Raw genomic sequence first — 19,651 nt, forward strand, 5'->3', positions numbered from 1 at the left:
CGCCCCACTGGAGCCCCGTATGAAACTGACCCACCTGAAGAACACCCTGCATGCCGAGCTCGGCGAAGCCAACCCGGTGGCCGTGCCCCTGGGCGAGCCGATCTCCGAGACCCGCGTGGAATCCATCGAGCGCACCGACCGCGTGGAAACCGGCATCTGGGAATGCACCCCCGGCCGCTGGCGCCGCCAGATCGTCGAGCAGGAGTTCTGCCACTTCATCGCCGGCCGCGGCACCTTCACCCCGGACGGCGGCGAGCCGATCGCCTTCCAGGCCGGCGACGCCTTCCTGCTGCCGCAGAACAGCCTGGGCGTGTGGGATATCCAGGAAACCGTGCGCAAGACCTATGTGATCATCGAGCGCGATTGATCCGGCTGCCGGTGTAGTGGGTTGGCCCGGCGCCCGGGCTTTCCCTCTCCCCAGCCCTGGCTACGCGCCCCGCTCCGAAGGGAGAGGGGGCCGTATGGCGTCAAGCGAAACACCGAGCCCGCCGGCTATTCTGAGCGCCGTCTCCCCCGAAGGAGAGCGATCGGGTCGTGCTGGTTGGATGGGAAGTGTTTAACCTGTAGGAGCGAGCTTGCTCGCGAACCCGCCCAGCATCTGTGTGGCCGGTGGATTCGGTTCGCGAGCAAGCTCGCTCCTACGGTCACGGCGTTCAGAACTCCCCATGCCGCCCTGCCCCGCCGGCGAAGCGCCTCGCCCCATCCACCGTCTCGCCGCTGTCGATCACCGCCATCCCACCCTGGAATTCGTTGGCCAGCGCCACGTCGAAGGACAGCTCCCATTGCGCGAACACGCTCGCCCGGTCGGCCAGCATGCAACGCTGCGGGAACTCGGCGATCTCCCGCGCCAGTTCCTCGGCTGACTCCAGCGCCTGCCCGCTGGGCACCACACGGTTGGCCAGGCCCATGGCGAGCGCCTCCTGGGCGCCCACCGGGCGGCCGGTGAGGATCAGGTCCAGCGCGCGGCCCTGGCCGACGATGCGCGGCAAGCGCACCGTGCCGCCGTCGATCAGCGGCACGCCGAAGCGCCGGCAGAACACGCCGCACACGGCGTCTTCGGCCATCACCCGCAGGTCCGCCAGCAGCGCCAGCTCCAGGCCGCCGGCCACGGCATAGCCCTCGATGGCGGCGATCAGCGGTTTGGACAATTGCATGCGGCTCGGCCCCATGGGCCCGTCGCCTTCCGTTTCCAGACGATTGCGCCGCTCGCCGCCCTCGGCCACCGCCGCCAGGTCGGCGCCCGCGCAGAAGGTCCCGCCAGCGCCGGTGAGCACGGCGACGCGGGCCTGGTCGTCCTGTTCGAACTCGCGCAGGGCATCGGCCAGCGCCTGGGCGGTGGGCAGGTCCACGGCGTTACGCACCGCAGGGCGGGCGATGACCAGGGTGGTCACCGGGCCGTTCTTCTGGATTATCACGCTCATGGCGAACTCCTCGGGCCGGAAGCAGAAACGCGAAGGGCCGGCATGCGCCGGCCCTTTCAACCTTACTGCGTTCGCCGCCGTGGAACAGCCCCGCTGGCCGTTCCGCCGGTCAGGCTGGCCGGATCAGCCGGCGTATTTCTGCAGGTTCGCCATCATCTCGCGCAGCGCCTCAACGTTGTCCTTGGGGTGCACGGCGTTGTCGAAGTTGCAGATCTGCGCGAAGTTGGCCGCCACGTCCTCGACGCTGTAGCCCTCGCGCGGGTCGAAGCCCACGCCCAGGCTGCGCTCCCAGCGCACCTTGCCGATCCAGCCGCCGCCCACTTCGAACAGGCCGGACGTCTCCTGGCAGGCTTCGCTGCCCAGGTACACCACCAGCGGGCTGACCAGTTCGGGCTTGAGCGCCTCGAACACCTGCGGCGGGATCAGGCCTTCGGTCATGCGGGTGCCGCCAGTGGGGGCGATGGCATTGACGAAGATGTTGTTCTTGCGGCCCTCGATAGCCAGGTTGCGGGTCAGGCCGTAGAGGCCCAGCTTGGCCATGCCGTAGTTGCTCTGGCCGAAGTTGCCGTAGATGCCGGAGGTGGACGAGGTGAAGATCACCCGGCCATAGCCCTGCTCGCGCATGAACGGCCAGGCGGCGCGGGTCACCTTGTAGGCGCCTTCGACGTGGACCTTGTAGACCAGGTCCCAGTCGGCGTCTTCCATCTTGTGGAAGGTCTTGTCGCGCAGGATGCCGGCGTTGTTCACCACCACGTCGATGCGGCCGAAGGCCTCGATGGCCTGGCGGACGATCTTCTCGCCATCGGTCACCGAGTCATGGTTGGCGATGGCGGTGCCGCCGGCTTCGCGGATTTCCGCGACCACGCGATCCGCCGCCGAGGCATTGGCGCCTTCGCCATGGGTGCTACCGCCCAGGTCGTTCACCACTACCTTGGCACCGTACTTGGCGAACAGCAGCGCATGGGCGCGGCCGATGCCGCCACCGGCGCCGGTAACGATCACGACTTTTCCGTCGAAATGCAGGGCATCACTCATGATTGGGGCTCCAGGCAGGATGGTTTTTTCCCGAGTGTCCGGCAGTCACGATGCGGTCACAACCAAGACGACCGTGGCTGAATGGTGCGCGATAAGGCCTGGGGATGATCGGTCAGCGCATGGGCATGTTCAGGTCGTCACGCGGGCCGAGCTTGAACAGCCACCAGTCGTACTCGCTCCAGAACAGCAGCAGGCCGAAGGCCGGCAGCAGCGCCAGCAGGCCCAGGGCGGCGGGCACCCAGTTCTGCGTGATCCAGGCGTAATAGCAGCCGGCGGCACACACGCCCAGCAGCGCGAGCAGCAGGGGCACCGCGACGAAGGCGAAGTCCCGGCGCAGGTGCAGCAGCGCCCGGTACAGCAGCGAACCCTGCGGCTGGCGGACGGGAATGACGGCTCTGAGTGGCATGGCAGCGACCTCCGGCTGGCAAAAACCGGGGAAACTACCGCTGCCACTGCTGGCCGCTCCATCAGCCAGTTCCGAAACTGCGGGCGGATCGGTCCGTACCTACGGCGCCCTTTCCTGTCGGAACGCCAGATAGTGCTGTAGCACCTGTTCCGGCGCCTCCACCTGCGGGTAGTGGCCGATGCCGGGCAGCTCGACGGTGTCCGGCTGCGGTATCAGCTCGCGGTAGCGCGCCACCATGTGCGCGCCGGAGATCGGGTCTTGCGGCCCGTCGATCAGGCGCAGCGGCACCGCCGTGCGCTGCATCGCCCCCACCCAGCGCTCGCGGTGCTGGCGGCGATCGAGGATGTAGTGGATCAGCCGGTGCATGACGCGCGGCCCGTCGTTGTGGCGGATCAGTTCCCAGAAGGCATCCAGCTCCGCCTCCGTCGGCTGGGTCTGCGGCCCGAACACCTTGGCGAAGTTCTGCGCCAGGCGGCGGCGGTCGAACAGTCGGCCGAACAGCGCACCGAGGGGGCTGAGCAGCAGCTTCTGCGAGCGCACCGCGCGGTGGGTCTCCGGGAACAGTCCGCCGTTGAGGAAGGCCAGCGACGCCAGGGCGAAGCCGCCCTCCTCGTGTCGCGCCAGCAGTTCCTGGCCGACGCTGTTGCCGTAGTCGTGCACCAGCAGGTGCACCGGTTCGCGCACGCCCAGGTGCTCCAGCAGCGCCTGCTGCAGGTCGGCCTGTTCGAGGATGCGGTAGTCGTGGCCCCTGGGCTTGGCCGAGTCGCCGAAGCCGAGCATGTCGCAGGCGATCACCCGGTAGCGCTCGGCCAGTGGCTGCCAGAGGAGGTTCCAGTCCCAGGACGCCGTGGGGAAACCGTGCACCAGCAGCAGCGGAGCGCCGGTGCCGGCGCTCCAGTAGCGAATGCCGTGGCCGCGAAAGGTGAAGTCGCTGCCCTGCGCGCGCCAGTCGCGCAGGGCGATGCCGGCCAGCGCCATCAGTCGCGGTAGCCGGGGTTCTGCAGGTCCAGCTTGCGCAGCAGCGCCGGCCACGCCAGCGCGCCGCCCATGCCCTGCTTGCTCTTGGTCACCGCCGCGGCCATGGCGCGGGCGCCATCGAGGATCGGCTGCGGAATCAGGATCAGCTCCGCGCCGCCACCCTGAGCCAGCACCTGGATCTCGCAGGCGCGCTGCAGGGTGAACATCATCAGGAAGGTATCGGCGATGGTGCCCGAGCAGGTCAGCAGGCCGTGGTTGGGAAGAATCATGAAGTTGGCTTCGCCCAGGTCCGCCTGCAGCCGCGCCTTCTCGTCGTGATTGAGCGCCACGCCCTCGTAGCCGTGGTAGGCAAGGCTGGACAGGACGAACAGCGATTGCTGGGAAATCGGCAGCAGGCCCTGCTTCTGCGCGGAGACGGCGATGCCGGCGGCGGTGTGGGTGTGCAGCACGCACTCGACGTCGTGGCGCACTTCGTGGATGGCGCTGTGGATGGTGTAGCCCGCCGGGTTGATGTCGTAGGGGCTGTCCATCAGCTTCTTGCCCGACAGGTCCACCTTCACCAGGCTCGACGCGGTGATCTCATGGAACATCATGCCGTAGGGGTTGATCAGGAAGTCCTCGGTGCCGGGGACCTTGGCGGAGATGTGGGTGAAGATCAGGTCGTCCCAGCCCTGCAGGGCGATCAGCCGGTAGCAGGCGGCGAGGTCGACGCGGGTCTGCCATTCGGCGGCGGACACCTGGTCCCTGACGTTCACGGTGGGCAGCGGGTGAGCGGCGTGCATGATCGGTAGCCTCTTCGTTGTTGTTGTTCGATGGCGCAGTCTAGTCAGCGTGGCGGCGAATCGACTGTCACGGAACTGACAGTTGCCCCTGACAACGTCCGGCGAATGTTCTGCCATAAGCACAGGGCGATGATTCGCCTTGCGCGGGCAATTTCCCCACCTATAGTGGGCAAAGCCGGTTTCAGCCGCGCCCGCATTGCGCAGCGCCCGGTGACTCCCTCCAACAGCGCTATCCAGACGCTGCGGCAGCCCGCTCGCAGGTCAGGACTGGCGGAAGCGTGCCTGATCTTCATGCCTGCCCCGGCGCCGTCTCCGGCGTCTTCGCCCCAGCTGGAAACATTTCGCAATATCTTTTGCAACGCGTTCGACTTTTGCACCGCGCTCAAGCAGTACCCGGGAGTCGGGAGGAGACTCCAGTTCGGCCAACGAGGCAGCCGACGTGAAACGAACCGCCATCATGCAGCCCTATTTCTTTCCCTACCTGGGCTACTTCAGCCTGATCAAGCACACCGACCTGTTCGTCCTGTTCGACACCGTGCAGTACATCCACCACGGCTGGATCGAACGCAACCGCATCCTCAAGCACCAGGCCGGCTGGTCCTACATCCGCGTGCCGCGGATCAAGCACCACCGCCACGCGCTGATCAGGGACGTGCGCCTGGACAACCGCCAGGACTGGCGCCGCACCCTGTTCTCGCAACTGGATGTGTACCGCAAGGTCGCGCCCTACTACCGCGACGTGCGGGAAATGATCGCCGCCGCGCTGGACCACCCCTTCGAGGACATCGTCTCGGTGAACAAGACCACCCTGGAGGCGACCTGCGCCTACCTGGGCTTTGCGCGCCGGATGCCGGTGCTGTCGCAGATGGAGCTGTCGATGGAGCGGCCGACCGCGCCGGACGAATGGGCGCTGAACATCTGCAAGGCGCTGGGTGGCGTGGAGGAGTACTGGAACCCGCCGGGCGGCCAGAGCTTCTTCGACCGCAGCAAGTACCGCGATGCCGGGCTGACCCTGCGCTTCCAGGAGCCCAAGCTGCGCCCCTATGACCAGAAGCGCCCGACCTTCGAGGCGGGCCTGTCGATCATCGACGTGATGATGTTCAACTCCCCCGCCGAGACCTCGCGCATGCTCGACGCCTACGAGCTGAGCTGAGCGTCGCTTACAGGCACCAGGCCAGGAGCGGCGCCAGCAGCAGGTTGAACAGCCCGGTCAGGACCATCAGCAGGCCGGCCGCCGAGCCTTCCTCACCGCCGAACTCGTAAGCCCGGCTGGTGCCCGCACCGTGGGCGCCCACGCCCAACAGCGCGCCGCGGGCCAGGGCGGAGCGCAGCGGCAGCATTTTCATCAGCACGCCGCCGATCATCGCGCCGAACACCCCGGTGATCATCACGAAGGCCGCGGTCAGCGCCGGCACACCGCCCAAGTCGTGGGACATCTCCATGGCGAACGGCGTGGTGATCGAGCGCGGGATCAGCGACAGCGTCACCTGGCCGTCCAGCGCCAGCGCGTGGGCCAGTGCCCAGGAACTGCCGATGGCCATGCTCGAGCCGGCCAGCATGCCGGTCAGCAGCGCCGGCCAATGGCGGGCGAGCAAGGCGCGCTGCTGCCAGATGGGGATGGCGAAGGCCACGGTGGCCGGGCCGAGCAGCGCCACCAGCCAACTGGTGTCGCGGGCATAGTCGGCGTAGCGGACCTGCAGCGGAATCGCCAGAGCGAACAGCAACACCGGCACGAAGACGATGGGCGACAGCCAGTACTGCTGGAAACGGCGGTAGAGGGTACGGCTGAGCAGGTAACCGCCGAGGGTGACGGCCAACCAGAACAGGGCTTGCTTATCGAGGCTCATGGCGCGATCTCCAGCGGCACATCCACTCCACCGCCAGGGCGGTGGAAAGCATCACCATCACGGTGCTGGCGGTGATCACCAGCAGAATCTTCCAGCCCTCGCTGCGCAGCAGCGGGCCGTAGTCGAGCAGGCTCATCAACGCGGGGATGAAGAACAGCAGCATCTCCGCCAGCAACAGGCCGGCGCCGCCCTGCAGCAGGGCCGGGCGGATCGCCCCGCAGGCGAACAGCACCAGCAGCAGCGCCAGCCCGATGACGCTTCCCGGCACCGGCAGCCCGGTCAGGGCGGCGATCCAGCCGCCGATCCACCAGAAGGCGGCGAGGACGGCGAGTTCGAAGATCAGGCGGGCGGCACGGCGGAACATGGCGGCGATCTCGGTGCGTTGAGCGGATGAAGAAAATCGGTTGGGAATGGTGCAAAGCCTACTCCCGCGCCTATCATCCCCAAAGCGAATAGATCGAATCGGAGCCATTCCAGAATGGAATTCAAGCAACTGCGCACCTTCGCCGAAGTCGTGCGCCACGGCAGTTTCACCCAGGCGGCGGTGCACCTGAACGCCAGCCAGTCGGCGGTGAGCAAGCAGGTCGCGCAACTGGAGCAGAGCCTGCGTGTGCAATTGCTGGAGCGCAGCGGCCCGCACATCCGCCTGACCGCCGCCGGCGACGTGGTGCTGCGCCGCGCCGAAGACATGCTGCGCCTGCGCCGTGAATTGCGCACCGAACTGGACGACCTCACCCACCTGCACCGCGGCGAACTGCGCCTGGGCCTGCCGCTGCTGGGCGCCGACGCGCTGTTCGCCGGGCGCTTCGCCGAATACCGGCGGCGCTACCCGAACATCGACGTGCACCTGATCGAGGGCGGCAGCAAGACCATGGAGGAGATGGTCAGAAGCGGCGAACTGGAACTGGGCGGCGGCCTCACCCCGGACGACGCAGGCTTCGACTGGCAACCCTTCTGCAACGAACCGCTGGACGTGTTGCTGCCGTCGGGCCACGCACTGGCCGCCCGCGAGAGCCTGGAGTTGGCGGAACTCTCCGACACGCCCTTCCTGCTCTACCAGCAGAGCTTCACCCTCAACGACCGCCTGCTGCGCGCCTGCCGCGACGCCGGCTTCGAACCCAAGGAAGGCGGCCGCAGCGGGCAGGCGGATTTCCTCGGCGCGCTGGTCGCCGCCGGGCAAGGCGCGGTGCTGTTGCCGCGGGTGGTGGCGAAGGACCTGGAGCGACCGGGGCTGGTGCGCGTGCTGCTGAGCCAGCCGGACCTGCGCTGGGACATCAGCTTCATCTGGCGCCGCGACGCGTACCTGTCGAATGCCGCCAAAGCCTGGCTGGCGCTGATGGTGGAAATGCCGCTGCATCCCGAAAGTTCGGTGTGACGATGGCTCGCGAGCAAGGGCCAGGCGCCCCCCGCCCCTACGAAAAGCGCACCAGCGCTGACCTGTAGGAGCGGGCCACGCCCGCGATCCGCCGGCAGGGCCGGCGTTGGGGCGGATTCGCGAGCAAGGGCCAGGCGCCCCCCTCGGTCCTACGAAAATCGCGCCCTCGCTGACCTGTAGGAGCGGGCCACGCCCGCGATCCGCCGGCAGGGCCGGCGTTGAGGCGGATTCGCGAGCAAGAGCCAGGCGCCCCTCGGCCCTACGGTGGGCGCGAGGCCTGCGCCCCTCCGTAGGGCGCATAACGCGCCAGCGTTATCCGCCTCGCTGCCTGTCGATTGCCCCGAAGGCAATGCCTCAGCGGCGCAGGCGGGGCTTACGAACCCGAATCCTCCGACGAGAAATCGAAGGTGTCGAAAACGATCACGCCGGCCTGATCGTTGGGCAACTCGCCCTCGATGCGTCCGTCGGGCTGCTGGATCACCGTCATGCCTTCCGCAACCGTTCCGCCGTCCCCACGGCGCGCCACCTGGCCATTCACCGGGGTGAACAGCCAGGCGCCCGGCGCGCGGTCGCGCAGGGTGCGGTTGACCGACCGCACCTGGGTGCCGGCGGGATAGCTCATCCCGCCCAGAGTGAATTCCCGCGCGAGGTTGGCGCTCTCGAAGCCGAACAGTGTGCGCTTGCCGCCCAGCAGCAACGTGACGCCCGACAGCGGTAGCTGTGCCAGTTGCAGTGGCGCGTGCACGTCGATGCGCCAGACATCCGGGTCGCGCAGGCCATCGCCGTAGGTGGTGGTGTAGCGCATCAGCTCGCTGCCCGGCGGGATATCCAGGCCGGCCACGCGATTGCCCGCCGCCAGCTGGCAGCCCATTAGCAGGATGTCCGACTCCGCGCGCACCGCCAGGCGCAGCGGCGCCTCCGGCCCGCAGTGCCAGCCATCGAACGTGACGGGCGCGGCAAGGCGCAACTCGTGGACGGGCAACTCCACCGCCGGTGCCTGGTCGTCCCAGGTGGAGCTGAAGCGCACGGCGAGCGCGGCAATCCCGTGAACCGGTGTCGGCGCCGGGAACTCGACCTCATCAGCGGCCTGCCAGTCATGGGAGCCGGGCAACGACAGGCGCGTGCCGGCCGGCACGTCGAGACCGCGGATGCGCGCCGGCTCGCTGAGCGTCGGGTGGCGGGCCGCCTGCTCCTGCCGGCTCTCCCTACTGACCACCTGCCAGACATACGCCATGTAGGCCTGGGGCAGGCAGAGCACCAGCAGCACGACCAGCAGGCTCCAGCTGACGGCACGATGGCGCGCCCACCACTGGCGCGCGGAGCGAAACAGACACAGCACCAGCAGCCACAGCAGCAGGGCCAGAACGGCCAGGGCGGACACACCGAGCGTGACCAGCAGGGCCGGGGAAAACAGCGGTACCGGGATCATCCTTGTCCCTCAGAGCAGATCGGTGAACTCCATCAGGCGCGGCCATTCACGCTGCGCCTGGCTATCGTCGGCGAGCAACCTGAAGCCGGCGAACTCGAAAGCTGGCGACACGGTGCAGCCCACCAGCACGTAATCGCCCTGGCAGCGCGCGGCCTGCCAGGCATGGGCGGGCACGGCGCGTTGCGGCAGGCTGCCCTCGCCCACCGGGCCGAGGGTCTCGCGGCGCACGGCGGCGTCCGGCTGCTCGGCGATCAACAACTCCAGCGCGCTGCCTTCGTGGAAGTGCCAGAGCTCGTCGGCGTCCACCCGGTGCCAGCGGCTGACGGTGCCCGCCGGCAGCAGGAAGAGAATCGCCGATGATTGCGGCCGTCCGCCGGCATCCGCCAGCCGCGATTCGAACACCCGCCGGTAGAAGCCGCCCTCGGGGTGCGGGGCGAGCTGCAGGGTGTCGATCAGGTAACGGGCGCGGGGATGCATCAGGCCTTCAGCGCGGCGATGAACTCGGCCAGCCAGGGCTCGGAGTCGGTTTCCTGGTCCACCGTCTCGCTGCCATCCAGGCGCAGCATGGGCACCACTTCCCGCACGCCCAATTCGGCGAACAGCTCGCGCACCTGCTCGCCGCCCCCGCAGTAGGTATCGCCGTAGCTGGAATCGCCCAGCGCCAGCACGGCGCCGGGGCGGCCGCGCCAGTCGGCCGGCAGGCGGTCGCGGATGCTGTGGAACAGCGGCTGGAAGCTGTCGGGCAAATCGCCCATGCCGGTGGTGGCGGTCACCACCAGGAAGGCCTCGGGGGCGAAGGCGAGCATGGCGTCCAGGGTGGCGCGCGGGTCGTACCAGGCCTCGAAACCGGCGGCTTCGAGCAGGCGCTTGGCGTGGCGCGCGACTTCTTCGGCGGTGCCGTAGACCGAGCCGGACACAATGGCGACTTTCATGTTCACTCCCACAAGGCAAGACAAGGCCGCCCATTATGCCCCATCCGTGCCGCACCGCGCCGGGGCTGGTATAGTTTTGCCCTACCCGGCCGCTAGGACATTGTCCGCCGCGGCGCCCCCCAGTGGATTTTCGCGAGGCGCGCATGGGCCAGACCCCAGCCCCCATCCTGATCACCGGCGCCAGCCAGCGTATCGGCCTGCACTGCGCCAGGCGCCTGCTGCAGGAGGGTCAGCCGGTGATCGTGACCTATCGCCAGGACAAGCCCGGCATCGCCGAACTGCGCGAACTGGGCGCCACCTGCCTGCACGCCGAACTGGCCGACGAGGCCGGCATCCTCGCCTTCATCGACGAGCTGAGCGCCCGCACCGAGCGCCTGCGCGCGATCATCCACAACGCCTCGGCGTGGATCGGCGACACGCCCGGCGAAGAAGCCCAGGTCTTCGAGTCGCTGTTCCGCCTGCACATGCTCGCGCCCTACCTGATCAACCTGCGCTGCGCGCCGCTGCTCGAACGCGACGCCGCCGCACGCGGCGCCCCGGCGGACATCATCCACCTTTCCGACGACGTCGCCCGCAAGGGCAGCGCCAACCGCATCGCCTACTGCGCGAGCAAGGCCGGCCTGGACAACCTCACCCTGTCCTTCGCCGCCAGCCTTGCGCCGCGCATCAAGGTCAACGGCATCGCGCCGGCACTGATCCTGTTCAACGAAGGCGACGACGACGCCTACCGCGCCCGTACCCTGGCGAAATCCGCCATGGGCATCGAGCCCGGCCCGGACGTGATCTACCAGAGCGTGCGCTACCTGCTCGACAGCCCCTACGTGACCGGCACTACCCTCACCGTCAACGGCGGCCGGCATCTCAAATGACCCGCCCGGCGCGGGCGCGAGGAACTCCCACCATGATCGACGACATGTCTCACCAGTACCGTGAGATTCTCAAGGGACTCGGCGAAGACCCGACCCGCGAAGGCCTGCTGGACACGCCCAAGCGGGCGGCCAAGGCCATGCAGTACCTCTGCCACGGCTACGGCCAGACGCTGGAGGAAATCGTCAACGGCGCGTTGTTCGCCTCGGACAATGACGAAATGGTCATCGTCAAGGACATCGAGCTGTACTCGCTGTGCGAACACCACCTGCTGCCCTTCATCGGCAAGGCCCACGTGGCGTACATTCCCACCGGCAAGGTGCTGGGCCTGTCGAAGGTGGCGCGCATCGTCGACATGTTCGCGCGCCGCCTGCAGATCCAGGAAAGCCTGACCCGGCAGATCGCCGAGGCGGTCCAGCAGGTCACCAGCGCCGCCGGCGTGGCGGTGGTGATCGAGGCGCAGCACATGTGCATGATGATGCGCGGGGTGGAGAAGCAGAACTCGGTGATGAACACCTCGGTGATGCTCGGCGCCTTCCGCGCCTCCAACACCACCCGCCAGGAATTCCTGCAACTGATCGGACGGAGCAAGTGACATGACGCAATTGCAGCCGGGCATGGCGCGAATTCGGGTCAAGGACCTGCGCGTACGCACCTATATCGGCATCAAGGAAGAGGAAATCCTCAACAAGCAGGATGTGCTGATCAACCTGACCATCCTCTACCCGGCGGCCGACGCGGTGCAGGTCAACGACATCGAGCATGCGCTGAATTACCGCACCATCACCAAGGCGATCATCGCCCACGTCGAGGAAAACCGCTTCGCCCTGCTCGAGCGGCTGACCCAGGAACTGCTCGACCTGGTCATGGCCAACCCGGCCGTGCGCTACGCCGAAGTGGAAGTGGACAAGCCCCACGCCCTGCGCTTCGCCGAGTCGGTATCCATCGCCCTGGCCGCCCAGCGCTGAGCCACGCCTGCCACCCTGCACGCCCGTGCCAGTCGGCCAACGGGCGTTGCTGGCAGATCGCCCGCCTCTTAGAATCTCGCCAGCCCCGCCATGCGCCTGCGATGCGCCACAGTGAGAAACCTGCCATGACCGAGCCGATGAACCTGACCGACGAGCAGCGCACCGAACTGGAAGCCGCCGCGTTCCGCACCCTGGTGCAGCACCTGCGGACCCGCAAGGACGTGCAGAACATCGATCTGATGAATCTTGCCGGGTTCTGCCGCAACTGCCTGTCCAAGTGGTACAAGGCCGCGGCGGACGACATGGGCCTGCCGGTCAGCCCCGACCAGGCCCGCGAAGAGATCTACGGCATGCCTTACGCCGAATGGAAGGCCAAGTACCAGACGGACGCCTCGCCCGAACAACAGGCGGCCTTCGATAACGCGAAGAAACACTAAGAGTTTGCCTTGATGACCCTCAACGATTTCCGCTCGCGCCTGCGCAGCGAGCAGCACCTGTTCACCGATACCCTGGCGTACATCGCCGAGCACTACAGCTACACCCCCAGCGCCTTCACCAACGGCAGCGTGGAAAACCCCGCCGGGCAGAACGAAGGTTCCTGCAAGACCCTGGGTTTTGCCATTCTCGAGGGGCTGAGCGAAGAAGAGTCGCTGCTGGCCTTCGGCGAGCACTACCGCGCCGTGCGCGACAATCCCGAAGGCACCGACCACGCCAACATCCGTGCCTTGCAGGTCACCGGCCTGGCCGGCGTCAACTTCGAACGCCAACCGCTGTCGCGTCGCGGCTGAGGTTCTTCCGCTCCATGAAAAAGCCCCGCATCAGCGGGGCTTTTTTCTTGGAACATCGGACCGGAGCTCCCCTGTGGGAGCGCGCCACGAGCGCGATCGCGGGCATGGCCCGCTCCTACAACGGGCATCGGTGCCGGGAGCTGAATGGGCGTCGGTTCGGCAGTACGCATGGCGCCAAATATGGTAGGAGCGAGCTTGCTCGCGAACCGCACAACTCCGTGCCTGGCAGGTTCGCGAGCAAGCTCGCTCCTACGAAGTCTCCGAGTGGGCAAGAAAAAGGCCCCGCAAGCGGGGCCCCTTCCTGCACGCCGGCTCTTCGGGCCGTTACAGGGAATCCAGGTAACGCTCCACATCCAGCGCGGCCATGCAGCCGGCGCCGGCGGAGGTGATCGCCTGGCGGTAGACGTGGTCGGCCACGTCGCCGGCGGCAAAGACACCGGGAATGCTGGTCGAGGTGGCATTGCCGTCACGGCCGCCGTTGACCACCAGGTAGCCGTCCTTCAGCGCCAGTTGGCCTTCGAACAGCGAGGTATTGGGCGTGTGGCCGATGGCGACGAACAGGCCATCGACAGTCAGCTGCGAGGTCTCGCCATCGTTGTGGCGCAGGCGCACGCCGGTAACGCCCATGTCGTCGCCCAGCACCTGCTCCACCTGGGCATTCAGGCGCAGCTCGATCTTGCCTTCGGCGATGCGCGCCCGCAGTTTGTCCTGCAGGATCTTCTCGGCGCGGAAGCTCTCGCGGCGGTGCACCAGGGTGACCTTGCTGGCGATGTTGGCCAGGTACAGCGCCTCCTCCACGGCGGTGTTGCCGCCGCCCACCACGGCCACCTCGCGGTTGCGGTAGAAGAAGCCGTCGCAGGTGGCGCAGGCGGATACGCCCTTGCCCATGAACGCCTCTTCCGAGGGCAACCCCAGGTAACGCGCGCTGGCGCCGGTGGCGATGATCAGCGCGTCCGCGCTGTAGGTGCCGCTGTCGCCCTTGAGCACGAAGGGCTTGCCAGCCAGATCCACGGCGTGAATGTGGTCGAAGACTATCTCGGTCTCGAAGCGTTCGGCATGCTCCTGCATGCGCTGCATCAGCGCCGGGCCGGTCAGGCCGTGGGGGTCGCCCGGCCAGTTGTCGACCTCGGTGGTGGTGGTCAGCTGGCCGCCCGCCTGCATCCCGGTGATCAGCAACGGCTTGAGGTTGGCGCGGGCGGCATAGACCGCGGCGCTGTAGCCGGCGGGCCCGGAACCCAGAATGATGACGCGCGCGTGACGATCGGACATGACAGTCTCCAGTGCTGAGGTGGATGAGTCGGGCAAAGAAAAGGGAGCTGCCAAAGCACCAGGGGGAAGGTTGGGAGGGCGGCAGCTCCACGTAAAGGTTTCTTGCGCGGTCCGCATGGCCCGGAGACCGTGGGCAATGCGGTGTGACCCAAGTCACAGTTCGCATTGTCCTGCAGAACGCTGGAAATCCCTTGAGATAAGTCAGGGATTTCCGCAGTCGCCCGTCGCTCCTTGAGATAGGTCAGGGTGCGGCGGATCGACCCTCGAACTCGTTCGATAGCAGATGGCGCGCAGCTTACCGCCGCCACCGCGTCCTGCTGAAATGCCCAATCTCAATGCCCTCCATAGGCTGCCCCTATGCAGCGGGCACCCACGTGCCTGGATGGCTAGACTCAAGAAAAAAGGTCACCCGAACCACCATGAACCTTCGCGCCCGCCTGCTGTGGCTGTGCCTGCCCCTGTTCGTCGCGAGCCTCGGCGGGGTCTGGCTGCTGTCGGACATGATCCTGCTCGACCGCTTCGACCGCGGCGACCGCCAGCGCCTGGCCGACGAGGTGCGCATCGTGCATAACCGCGTCGCCTACGAGAAACAGCGCAACCTCGACATCGTCCACAGCTACGCCTGGTGGGACGCCAGTTACCAGTTCATGCACCAGCCGCAGTCGCGCTTCGTCGAGGACAACCTGGACCAGGACCTGCTGGGCATCCTCGGCTTCGACTACGTCCTCTACGTCGACCGCAGCGGGCAGATCCTCGCCCAGCAGTGGAAGCTCGACGAACTGGGCAAACGCTTCCCCCAACAACCGGTGCCCACGCCTGACCAGCTGCGCCGGAACATCCTGCGCACGGCCCTGGAACTGGGCGCGCTGAAGATCGATGGCGACCCGCGCCACAGTCTCGACCAGTTGCTGCAGATCGACGGCATCCCGCAGCTGCTGCTCAGCTACCCCATCAGCAACACCGCCGGCACCGCCGAGCCCGCCGGTGCGGTGATCGTTGGCGTGCTGCTCGACCAGGAGCGCATGTCCAACCTGCAGACGCAGATGGGCGCGAGCCTGCGCCTGGTGCAGGACGAGGTGAAAGGCAACGACTGGCGCACCCTCAACATCCCCACCGGGCGCGGCGCCACCTTGATCAGTCCGCGGCGCCTGCTGGACGAGAACAGCCAGCAGATGTCGCTGCTCTACCTCGATTCCCTCGGCCGGCCGCAGCTGCGCCTGGAACTCACCAGCCCGCGCCCCTTGTACCAGCAGGGGCAGCAGGCCGTGCGCCTGTTCCTCTACCTGACCCTCGCCCTGCTCGGCGGCGCCATCCTGCTCGCCTACGTGGCCCTGGAGTTCCGCATCATCCGCCGCGTCACCACCATGAACCGCGAGGTCGCGGTCATCGGCCAGGACGACACGCCCTCGCGCCTGAGCCCGCAGGGCGCGGATGAACTGGGCCAGCTCGCCCACGAAATGAACGACATGCTCGACCGCCTGGAACAGAGCGAGGCGCGCGACCGGGCGATCCTCGATGCGATCCGCGACGGCTTCTTCGAGATGGACACCCGCGGCATCATCCGCACCCTCAACCCGGCGCTGTGCCGCATGCTCGGCTACAGCGCCGAGCAACTGGGCGGCCAGCATTTCGGCATCCTGCTGCAGGAGGCGGACCTGCTGCGCGCCCGCAGCCTCTACGAGCAGGCCCGCGACGACGAACAGGAAACCACCTTCTCCGCGCCCTTCAAGCGCCGCGACGGCCGGCTGGTCAACTGCGAGACGCGACTCTCGGCGATCCGCGACGCCCAGGGCGAATTCCAGGGCTTCCGCGGCATCCTGCGCGACATCAGCGACCAGGTGGCGTACCAGAAGCAGCTCCTGGACTTGGCCTTTCGCGACACCCTCACCCAACTGGGCAACCGCAAGGCCTTCAACGAGCAACTGCCACGGGCGATCGCCAACAGCAACCGGGTGGCCTTGCTGTACATCGACCTGGACCGCTTCAAGCAGGTCAACGACCGCTTCGGCCACGCCATCGGCGACGCCCTGCTCAGTACCGTCGGCGAACGCATGCGCGGCAGCCTGCGCCAGCCGGACCAGGCCTTCCGCCTGGGTGGCGACGAGTTCGCCGTGCTGCTGGAGAACGCCGAACCGGACCAGGCCGACGCCCTGGGCCTGCGCCTGCTGGCCGTGCTCGGCACGCCCTACCACCTGGGCGGCCAGGTGATCGACTTCGTCACCCCCAGTATCGGCATCGCTCTCTACCCGCAGGACGCCGGCGACGCCGACGCCCTCACCCGCGCCGCCGACATCGCCATGTACCAGGCCAAGCAGGAACGCAACCGCTGCCACCGTTACACGGCGGCCTGAGCACCGCCGCGAGAACACATACCCGGCAAAACAGACGGCTCGCCGGCCGTCCGCCGGGTCTGCTAAGGTCGCCTACGGTTCAACCCTGGAGATGCCGATGTCCACCCTGAGCGGCCCGCAATACCTCAGCGAAGGCCTGAAACTGATGATGCGCCCCGGCCTGCGGCTGTTCGTCCTGCTGCCCCTGAGCATCAACATCCTGCTGTTCGTCGGGCTGATCGGCTTCGCCGTCAACCAGTTCAGCCATTGGGTCAACGCCCTGATGCCGACCCTGCCCGAGTGGCTGAGCTTCCTGCAGTTCATCCTCTGGCCGTTGTTCGTCGTGCTGGTGCTGCTGATCGTGTTCTTCACCTTCACCCTGCTGGCCAACCTGATAGCCGCGCCGTTCAACGGCTTCCTCGCGGAAAAGGTCGAAGTGGTGGTGCGCGGCAAGGACGATTTTCCCGCCTTCAGCTGGGCCGAGCTGATGGCCATGGTGCCGCGCACCATCGGCCGCGAACTGCGCAAGCTCGGCTACTTCCTGCCGCGCGCCATCGGCCTGTTCATCCTCAGCCTGATCCCCGGCCTGAACCTGATCGCCACCCCGCTGTGGCTGCTGTTCGGCGTGTGGATGATGGCCGTGCAGTACATCGACTACCCGGCGGACAACCACAAGCTGGGCTGGAACGAGATGCTCGCCTGGCTGCGCGAGCGGCGCTGGGCGTGCATGGGCTTCGGTGGCATCACCTACCTGGCGCTGCTGATCCCGGTGGTCAACCTGGTCGCCATGCCCGCCGCCGTGGCCGGCGCGGTGCTGTTCTGGGTGCGCGAAGGTGGCGAAAACGCCCTGGTGAAATGACCGGGCGCCGCAGCTGAGCGGCTGTCACCGATCGATCATCGCACTGTCATCGGCGCGCCACCGCGCGCCATGACACTGCGAGCATGACCACGACTCCCCTGCGCATTGCGCTGATCAGCGAAACCTTTCCACCGGAAATCAACGGTGTGGCCAACACCCTCGGCCGCCTGGCGTCAGGGCTGTTGCGTCTCGGCCACCAGATCCAGGTCGTGCGCCCGCGCCAGCAGGGCGACGAAGGCCGCCACAGCGACAGCGAACTGGTGCTGACCCGCGGCTGGCCGCTGCCCGGCTACCCTGGCCTGCAATGGGGCCAGTCGTGCCTGCACAAGCTGTTGCGCCACTGGAAGAACCTGCCCCCGGACGTGCTCTACATCGCCACCGAAGGCCCGCTCGGGCTGGCCGCCCTGCGCGCCGCGCGGCGTTTGCACATCCCGGTGATCAGCGGCTTCCACACCAATTTCCAGCAGTACAGCGCGCACTACGGCTTCGGCCCGCTGATGCGCCTGGTGACCCTGTACCTGCGCTGGTTCCACAACCGCACCCAGCAGACCCTGGTGCCCAGTGCGAGCCAGTCCCTGGAACTGCAGCGGCGTGGCTTCGAGCGCCTGGCGCAGCTCTCGCGCGGCGTCGACAGCCAATTGTTCAACCCCGCCCGGCGCGATGAAGCGCTGCGCCGCGAATGGGGGCTGGGCGAGCGCGACATCGCCGTGCTGCACGTCGGCCGGCTGGCGGCGGAGAAGAACCTGTCGCTGCTGGGCAGCAGCTTTCGCGCGCTGTGCGCGGCGCACCCGCAACTCAGGCTGCGCCTGGTGATCGTCGGCGACGGCCCGCAACGCAACGCGCTGCGCAAGGAGTTGCCGGATGCGCTGTTCTGCGGTCTGCAGCGCGGCGAGGAACTGGCCCGGCACTACGCCAGCGGCGACCTGTTCCTCTTTCCCAGCCAGTCGGAAACCTTCGGCAACGTGGTGCTCGAAGCGCTCGCCTCAGGCCTGGCCGTGGTGGCCTTCGACCAGGCCGCGGCCGGCCAGCACATCCGCCATGGGCACAACGGCGTGCTCGGCGTGCCAGGCGAGGACCAGAGTTTCTTCGAGGCGGCGAGCTGGCTGCTGGAGGACCCCGAGCGCCTGCGCCGGGTGCGCCTGAACGCGCGTCACCACGCCATTCACCAGGCGTGGGACACGGTCATCGAGCGCTTCGAAGGGTATCTGCAGGAAGCCTGCCGCACCGCGTTGCCGGGGAGGAACCCTGGCGGCCTGGGCCATCCTGAAGCGCACAAGTAGCGATCAGGCGAACGGCTTGGGCTCGGCGGCGAACGACAGGCTCATGGCGCCAGCGCCGAGGTTGATGCCGCCAGTGGGGCTGAGCATCGCCAGGTGCACCTGGATGCCCTTCGCCTCGCAGGCATCCTCCAGCGCCGCGAAACCGGGCAGATCGCGCAGGGCGGACGGGTCGCCGGCATAGCTCAGGCACATCTGCGGAGCCAGCAACTCGCCCGCCTCGACCCGCGCACGGGCGAAGTTGAGCAGTCGCTCGGCGGATTTCTCGTAGTTCGGCGACACCGACACCGGCTTGTCCTCGCCCTGCACCAGGCTGAGCACCGGTTTCATGTCGAGCATCGAACCGATGCCGAGGAAGGCGCCACGCAGACGGTCACCGATGCTGCTGCGGTCGCCCTTCTGGAAGCCGCGGCGACGGATGTGCCCCAGGTCGCTGGCGACCAGGAAGGTGTTCATCTGCTGGCTGAGCTGTTCCAGGCGGGTGCGCACGGCGTTGGGATGCTGGTCCTCGCCGAGCAGGCGCACGCCTTCGGCGGCCAGCACGGCAAGGCCGGCGAACACCGTCTGGCTGTCGATCACCCGCAGCGCGAACGGCCCGGCGATGCCGGCAGCGGCGCGGCGTTCCTTGTAGCTCTGCAGCAGGCTGAAGGAGGCCTGGGTGGCGTTCTCGAAGATCGGGCTGCGCTGGCGGGTCACGGTCAGGCAGATCACGTAGTCGAAGTCGGTGACCAGTTGCTCGAGGAACCAGTCATGGGTCTGCGCCGGCGTCAGCGGTTCGCTGCCGTCTTCGGGGCCGACCTTGGGCAGGTCCTGGGAATAGAAGCGGAGGGTGGTGTCGGGATCGCGGTCATCGATGATGCGACGCTCGCCCACGCGGATACCGATGGGCAGCACGCGAATGTTGTTGGCAGCAAGAAATTCCGGGGGAAGGTCGCAGGTTGCATCGACCACCAAGCCGATCCGCATGTCTTACTCCTATGGCCGTCTCCCGGCCTATTGTTGTGTGAACGCGGTCATACTCTGCCCGTTTCGGACTGGGAAGTCAGCATGCGGAAAGGTGGGTCTCGGAAAAGATTTGTAAACGCCTA

23 protein-coding genes are annotated in these 19,651 nt (G+C 67.4%); 11 read left to right on the plus strand and 12 right to left on the minus strand.

Going from position 1 to position 19,651, the window contains the following annotated elements:
* Positions 1 to 19: 19 nt before the first annotated feature.
* Positions 20 to 367 (plus strand): cupin domain-containing protein, encoded by a 348-nt coding sequence (locus N0B71_RS02750; RefSeq protein ID WP_259757174.1) that lies wholly within the window; start codon positions 20 to 22, stop codon positions 365 to 367.
* A gap of 286 nt (positions 368 to 653) precedes the next feature.
* Here the strand turns inward: N0B71_RS02750 and N0B71_RS02755 are convergent, their stop codons facing one another.
* The 5 genes from N0B71_RS02755 to N0B71_RS02775 all read right to left on the minus strand — a co-directional run bounded on the left by N0B71_RS02755 (position 654) and on the right by N0B71_RS02775 (position 4,622).
* Positions 654 to 1,421, minus strand: coding sequence for a crotonase/enoyl-CoA hydratase family protein (locus tag N0B71_RS02755; RefSeq protein ID WP_259757176.1), 768 nt, complete (start codon positions 1,419 to 1,421; stop codon positions 654 to 656).
* A 123-nt stretch (positions 1,422 to 1,544) separates the two neighbouring features.
* Positions 1,545 to 2,456 (minus strand): SDR family oxidoreductase, encoded by a 912-nt coding sequence (locus N0B71_RS02760; RefSeq protein WP_259757177.1) that lies wholly within the window; start codon positions 2,454 to 2,456, stop codon positions 1,545 to 1,547.
* A 112-nt stretch (positions 2,457 to 2,568) separates the two neighbouring features.
* Complete coding sequence (locus tag N0B71_RS02765; RefSeq protein WP_259757178.1) at positions 2,569 to 2,862, minus strand: hypothetical protein; 294 nt, start codon at positions 2,860 to 2,862, stop codon at positions 2,569 to 2,571.
* A 99-nt stretch (positions 2,863 to 2,961) separates the two neighbouring features.
* Positions 2,962 to 3,840, minus strand: coding sequence for an alpha/beta fold hydrolase (locus tag N0B71_RS02770; RefSeq protein WP_259757180.1), 879 nt, complete (start codon positions 3,838 to 3,840; stop codon positions 2,962 to 2,964).
* Complete coding sequence (locus N0B71_RS02775; RefSeq protein WP_259757181.1) at positions 3,840 to 4,622, minus strand: class II aldolase/adducin family protein; 783 nt, start codon at positions 4,620 to 4,622, stop codon at positions 3,840 to 3,842. Before N0B71_RS02775 ends, N0B71_RS02770 begins: the two co-directional genes overlap by 1 nt.
* A 439-nt stretch (positions 4,623 to 5,061) precedes the next feature.
* On the opposite strand from N0B71_RS02775, the gene N0B71_RS02780 reads away from it, so the two are divergent.
* A complete protein-coding gene (locus N0B71_RS02780; RefSeq protein ID WP_259757183.1) occupies positions 5,062 to 5,775 on the plus strand; it encodes a WbqC family protein in 714 nt (237 codons plus the stop codon).
* Between the two features lie 7 nt (positions 5,776 to 5,782).
* Here N0B71_RS02780 and N0B71_RS02785 read toward each other — a convergent pair whose 3' ends face one another.
* Together N0B71_RS02785 and N0B71_RS02790 are read right to left on the minus strand one after the other, a co-directional pair.
* A complete protein-coding gene (locus N0B71_RS02785) occupies positions 5,783 to 6,469 on the minus strand; it encodes an LrgB family protein (protein WP_259757184.1) in 687 nt (228 codons plus the stop codon).
* Positions 6,456 to 6,833: a CidA/LrgA family protein gene (locus tag N0B71_RS02790; protein WP_259757186.1), complete on the minus strand. Its 378-nt coding sequence runs from the start codon at positions 6,831 to 6,833 to the stop codon at positions 6,456 to 6,458. The genes N0B71_RS02785 and N0B71_RS02790 overlap by 14 nt, the downstream gene beginning before the upstream one ends.
* Before the next feature lie 114 nt (positions 6,834 to 6,947).
* On the opposite strand from N0B71_RS02790, the gene N0B71_RS02795 reads away from it, so the two are divergent.
* Positions 6,948 to 7,844 (plus strand): LysR family transcriptional regulator, encoded by an 897-nt coding sequence (locus N0B71_RS02795; protein ID WP_259757187.1) that lies wholly within the window; start codon positions 6,948 to 6,950, stop codon positions 7,842 to 7,844.
* A 373-nt stretch (positions 7,845 to 8,217) separates the two neighbouring features.
* Here the strand turns inward: N0B71_RS02795 and N0B71_RS02800 are convergent, their stop codons facing one another.
* The 3 genes from N0B71_RS02800 to N0B71_RS02810 are packed head-to-tail and all read right to left on the minus strand — an operon-like array spanning position 8,218 to position 10,205.
* Complete coding sequence (locus tag N0B71_RS02800; protein ID WP_259757188.1) at positions 8,218 to 9,273, minus strand: hypothetical protein; 1,056 nt, start codon at positions 9,271 to 9,273, stop codon at positions 8,218 to 8,220.
* A 9-nt stretch (positions 9,274 to 9,282) separates the two neighbouring features.
* Positions 9,283 to 9,750: a cupin domain-containing protein gene (locus tag N0B71_RS02805; RefSeq protein WP_259757189.1), complete on the minus strand. Its 468-nt coding sequence runs from the start codon at positions 9,748 to 9,750 to the stop codon at positions 9,283 to 9,285.
* A complete protein-coding gene (locus tag N0B71_RS02810) occupies positions 9,750 to 10,205 on the minus strand; it encodes a flavodoxin (RefSeq protein WP_259757190.1) in 456 nt (151 codons plus the stop codon). The genes N0B71_RS02805 and N0B71_RS02810 overlap by 1 nt, the downstream gene beginning before the upstream one ends.
* 143 nt (positions 10,206 to 10,348) lie before the next feature.
* Here N0B71_RS02810 and folM point away from each other — a divergent pair, with 143 nt between their 5' ends.
* The 5 genes from folM to N0B71_RS02835 all read left to right on the plus strand — a co-directional run bounded on the left by folM (position 10,349) and on the right by N0B71_RS02835 (position 12,828).
* A complete protein-coding gene (folM, locus tag N0B71_RS02815) occupies positions 10,349 to 11,074 on the plus strand; it encodes a dihydromonapterin reductase (RefSeq protein ID WP_259757191.1) in 726 nt (241 codons plus the stop codon).
* Positions 11,075 to 11,106: 32 nt separating this feature from the next.
* On the plus strand, positions 11,107 to 11,667 hold the full coding sequence (gene folE / locus N0B71_RS02820; RefSeq protein ID WP_416785719.1) for a GTP cyclohydrolase I FolE: 561 nt from the start codon (positions 11,107 to 11,109) through the stop codon (positions 11,665 to 11,667).
* 1 nt (position 11,668) lies between these two features.
* Positions 11,669 to 12,040: a dihydroneopterin triphosphate 2'-epimerase gene (gene folX / locus N0B71_RS02825; RefSeq protein WP_259757192.1), complete on the plus strand. Its 372-nt coding sequence runs from the start codon at positions 11,669 to 11,671 to the stop codon at positions 12,038 to 12,040.
* A 125-nt stretch (positions 12,041 to 12,165) separates the two neighbouring features.
* Positions 12,166 to 12,477 (plus strand): DUF1244 domain-containing protein, encoded by a 312-nt coding sequence (locus N0B71_RS02830; RefSeq protein ID WP_259757193.1) that lies wholly within the window; start codon positions 12,166 to 12,168, stop codon positions 12,475 to 12,477.
* A gap of 12 nt (positions 12,478 to 12,489) precedes the next feature.
* The gene (locus tag N0B71_RS02835; RefSeq protein ID WP_259757194.1) at positions 12,490 to 12,828 is read left to right on the plus strand and encodes a HopJ type III effector protein; all 339 of its coding nucleotides are present in this window, start codon (positions 12,490 to 12,492) and stop codon (positions 12,826 to 12,828) included.
* A gap of 324 nt (positions 12,829 to 13,152) precedes the next feature.
* Here the strand turns inward: N0B71_RS02835 and trxB are convergent, their stop codons facing one another.
* Positions 13,153 to 14,097: a thioredoxin-disulfide reductase gene (gene trxB, locus N0B71_RS02840; protein ID WP_259757195.1), complete on the minus strand. Its 945-nt coding sequence runs from the start codon at positions 14,095 to 14,097 to the stop codon at positions 13,153 to 13,155.
* Between the two features lie 419 nt (positions 14,098 to 14,516).
* Between trxB and N0B71_RS02845 the strand changes: the two genes are divergently transcribed.
* The 3 genes from N0B71_RS02845 (at position 14,517) to N0B71_RS02855 (ending at position 18,566) form a co-directional block, all read left to right on the plus strand.
* Positions 14,517 to 16,448: a sensor domain-containing diguanylate cyclase gene (locus tag N0B71_RS02845; protein ID WP_259757196.1), complete on the plus strand. Its 1,932-nt coding sequence runs from the start codon at positions 14,517 to 14,519 to the stop codon at positions 16,446 to 16,448.
* Between the two features lie 97 nt (positions 16,449 to 16,545).
* Positions 16,546 to 17,286: a sulfate transporter CysZ gene (gene cysZ, locus N0B71_RS02850; protein WP_259757197.1), complete on the plus strand. Its 741-nt coding sequence runs from the start codon at positions 16,546 to 16,548 to the stop codon at positions 17,284 to 17,286.
* 83 nt (positions 17,287 to 17,369) lie between these two features.
* Entirely contained in the window at positions 17,370 to 18,566 is a 1,197-nt protein-coding gene (locus N0B71_RS02855) for a glycosyltransferase family 4 protein (RefSeq protein WP_259757198.1), read from the plus strand.
* A 3-nt stretch (positions 18,567 to 18,569) separates the two neighbouring features.
* On the opposite strand, the gene N0B71_RS02860 is transcribed toward N0B71_RS02855, so the two are convergent.
* Positions 18,570 to 19,529: a DegV family protein gene (locus N0B71_RS02860; RefSeq protein ID WP_259757199.1), complete on the minus strand. Its 960-nt coding sequence runs from the start codon at positions 19,527 to 19,529 to the stop codon at positions 18,570 to 18,572.
* Positions 19,530 to 19,651: the final 122 nt, after the last annotated feature.

Source organism: Pseudomonas sp. GCEP-101 (assembly GCF_025133575.1).
In the GTDB taxonomy this organism is placed as follows: Bacteria; Pseudomonadota; Gammaproteobacteria; order Pseudomonadales; family Pseudomonadaceae; genus Pseudomonas; species Pseudomonas nitroreducens_B.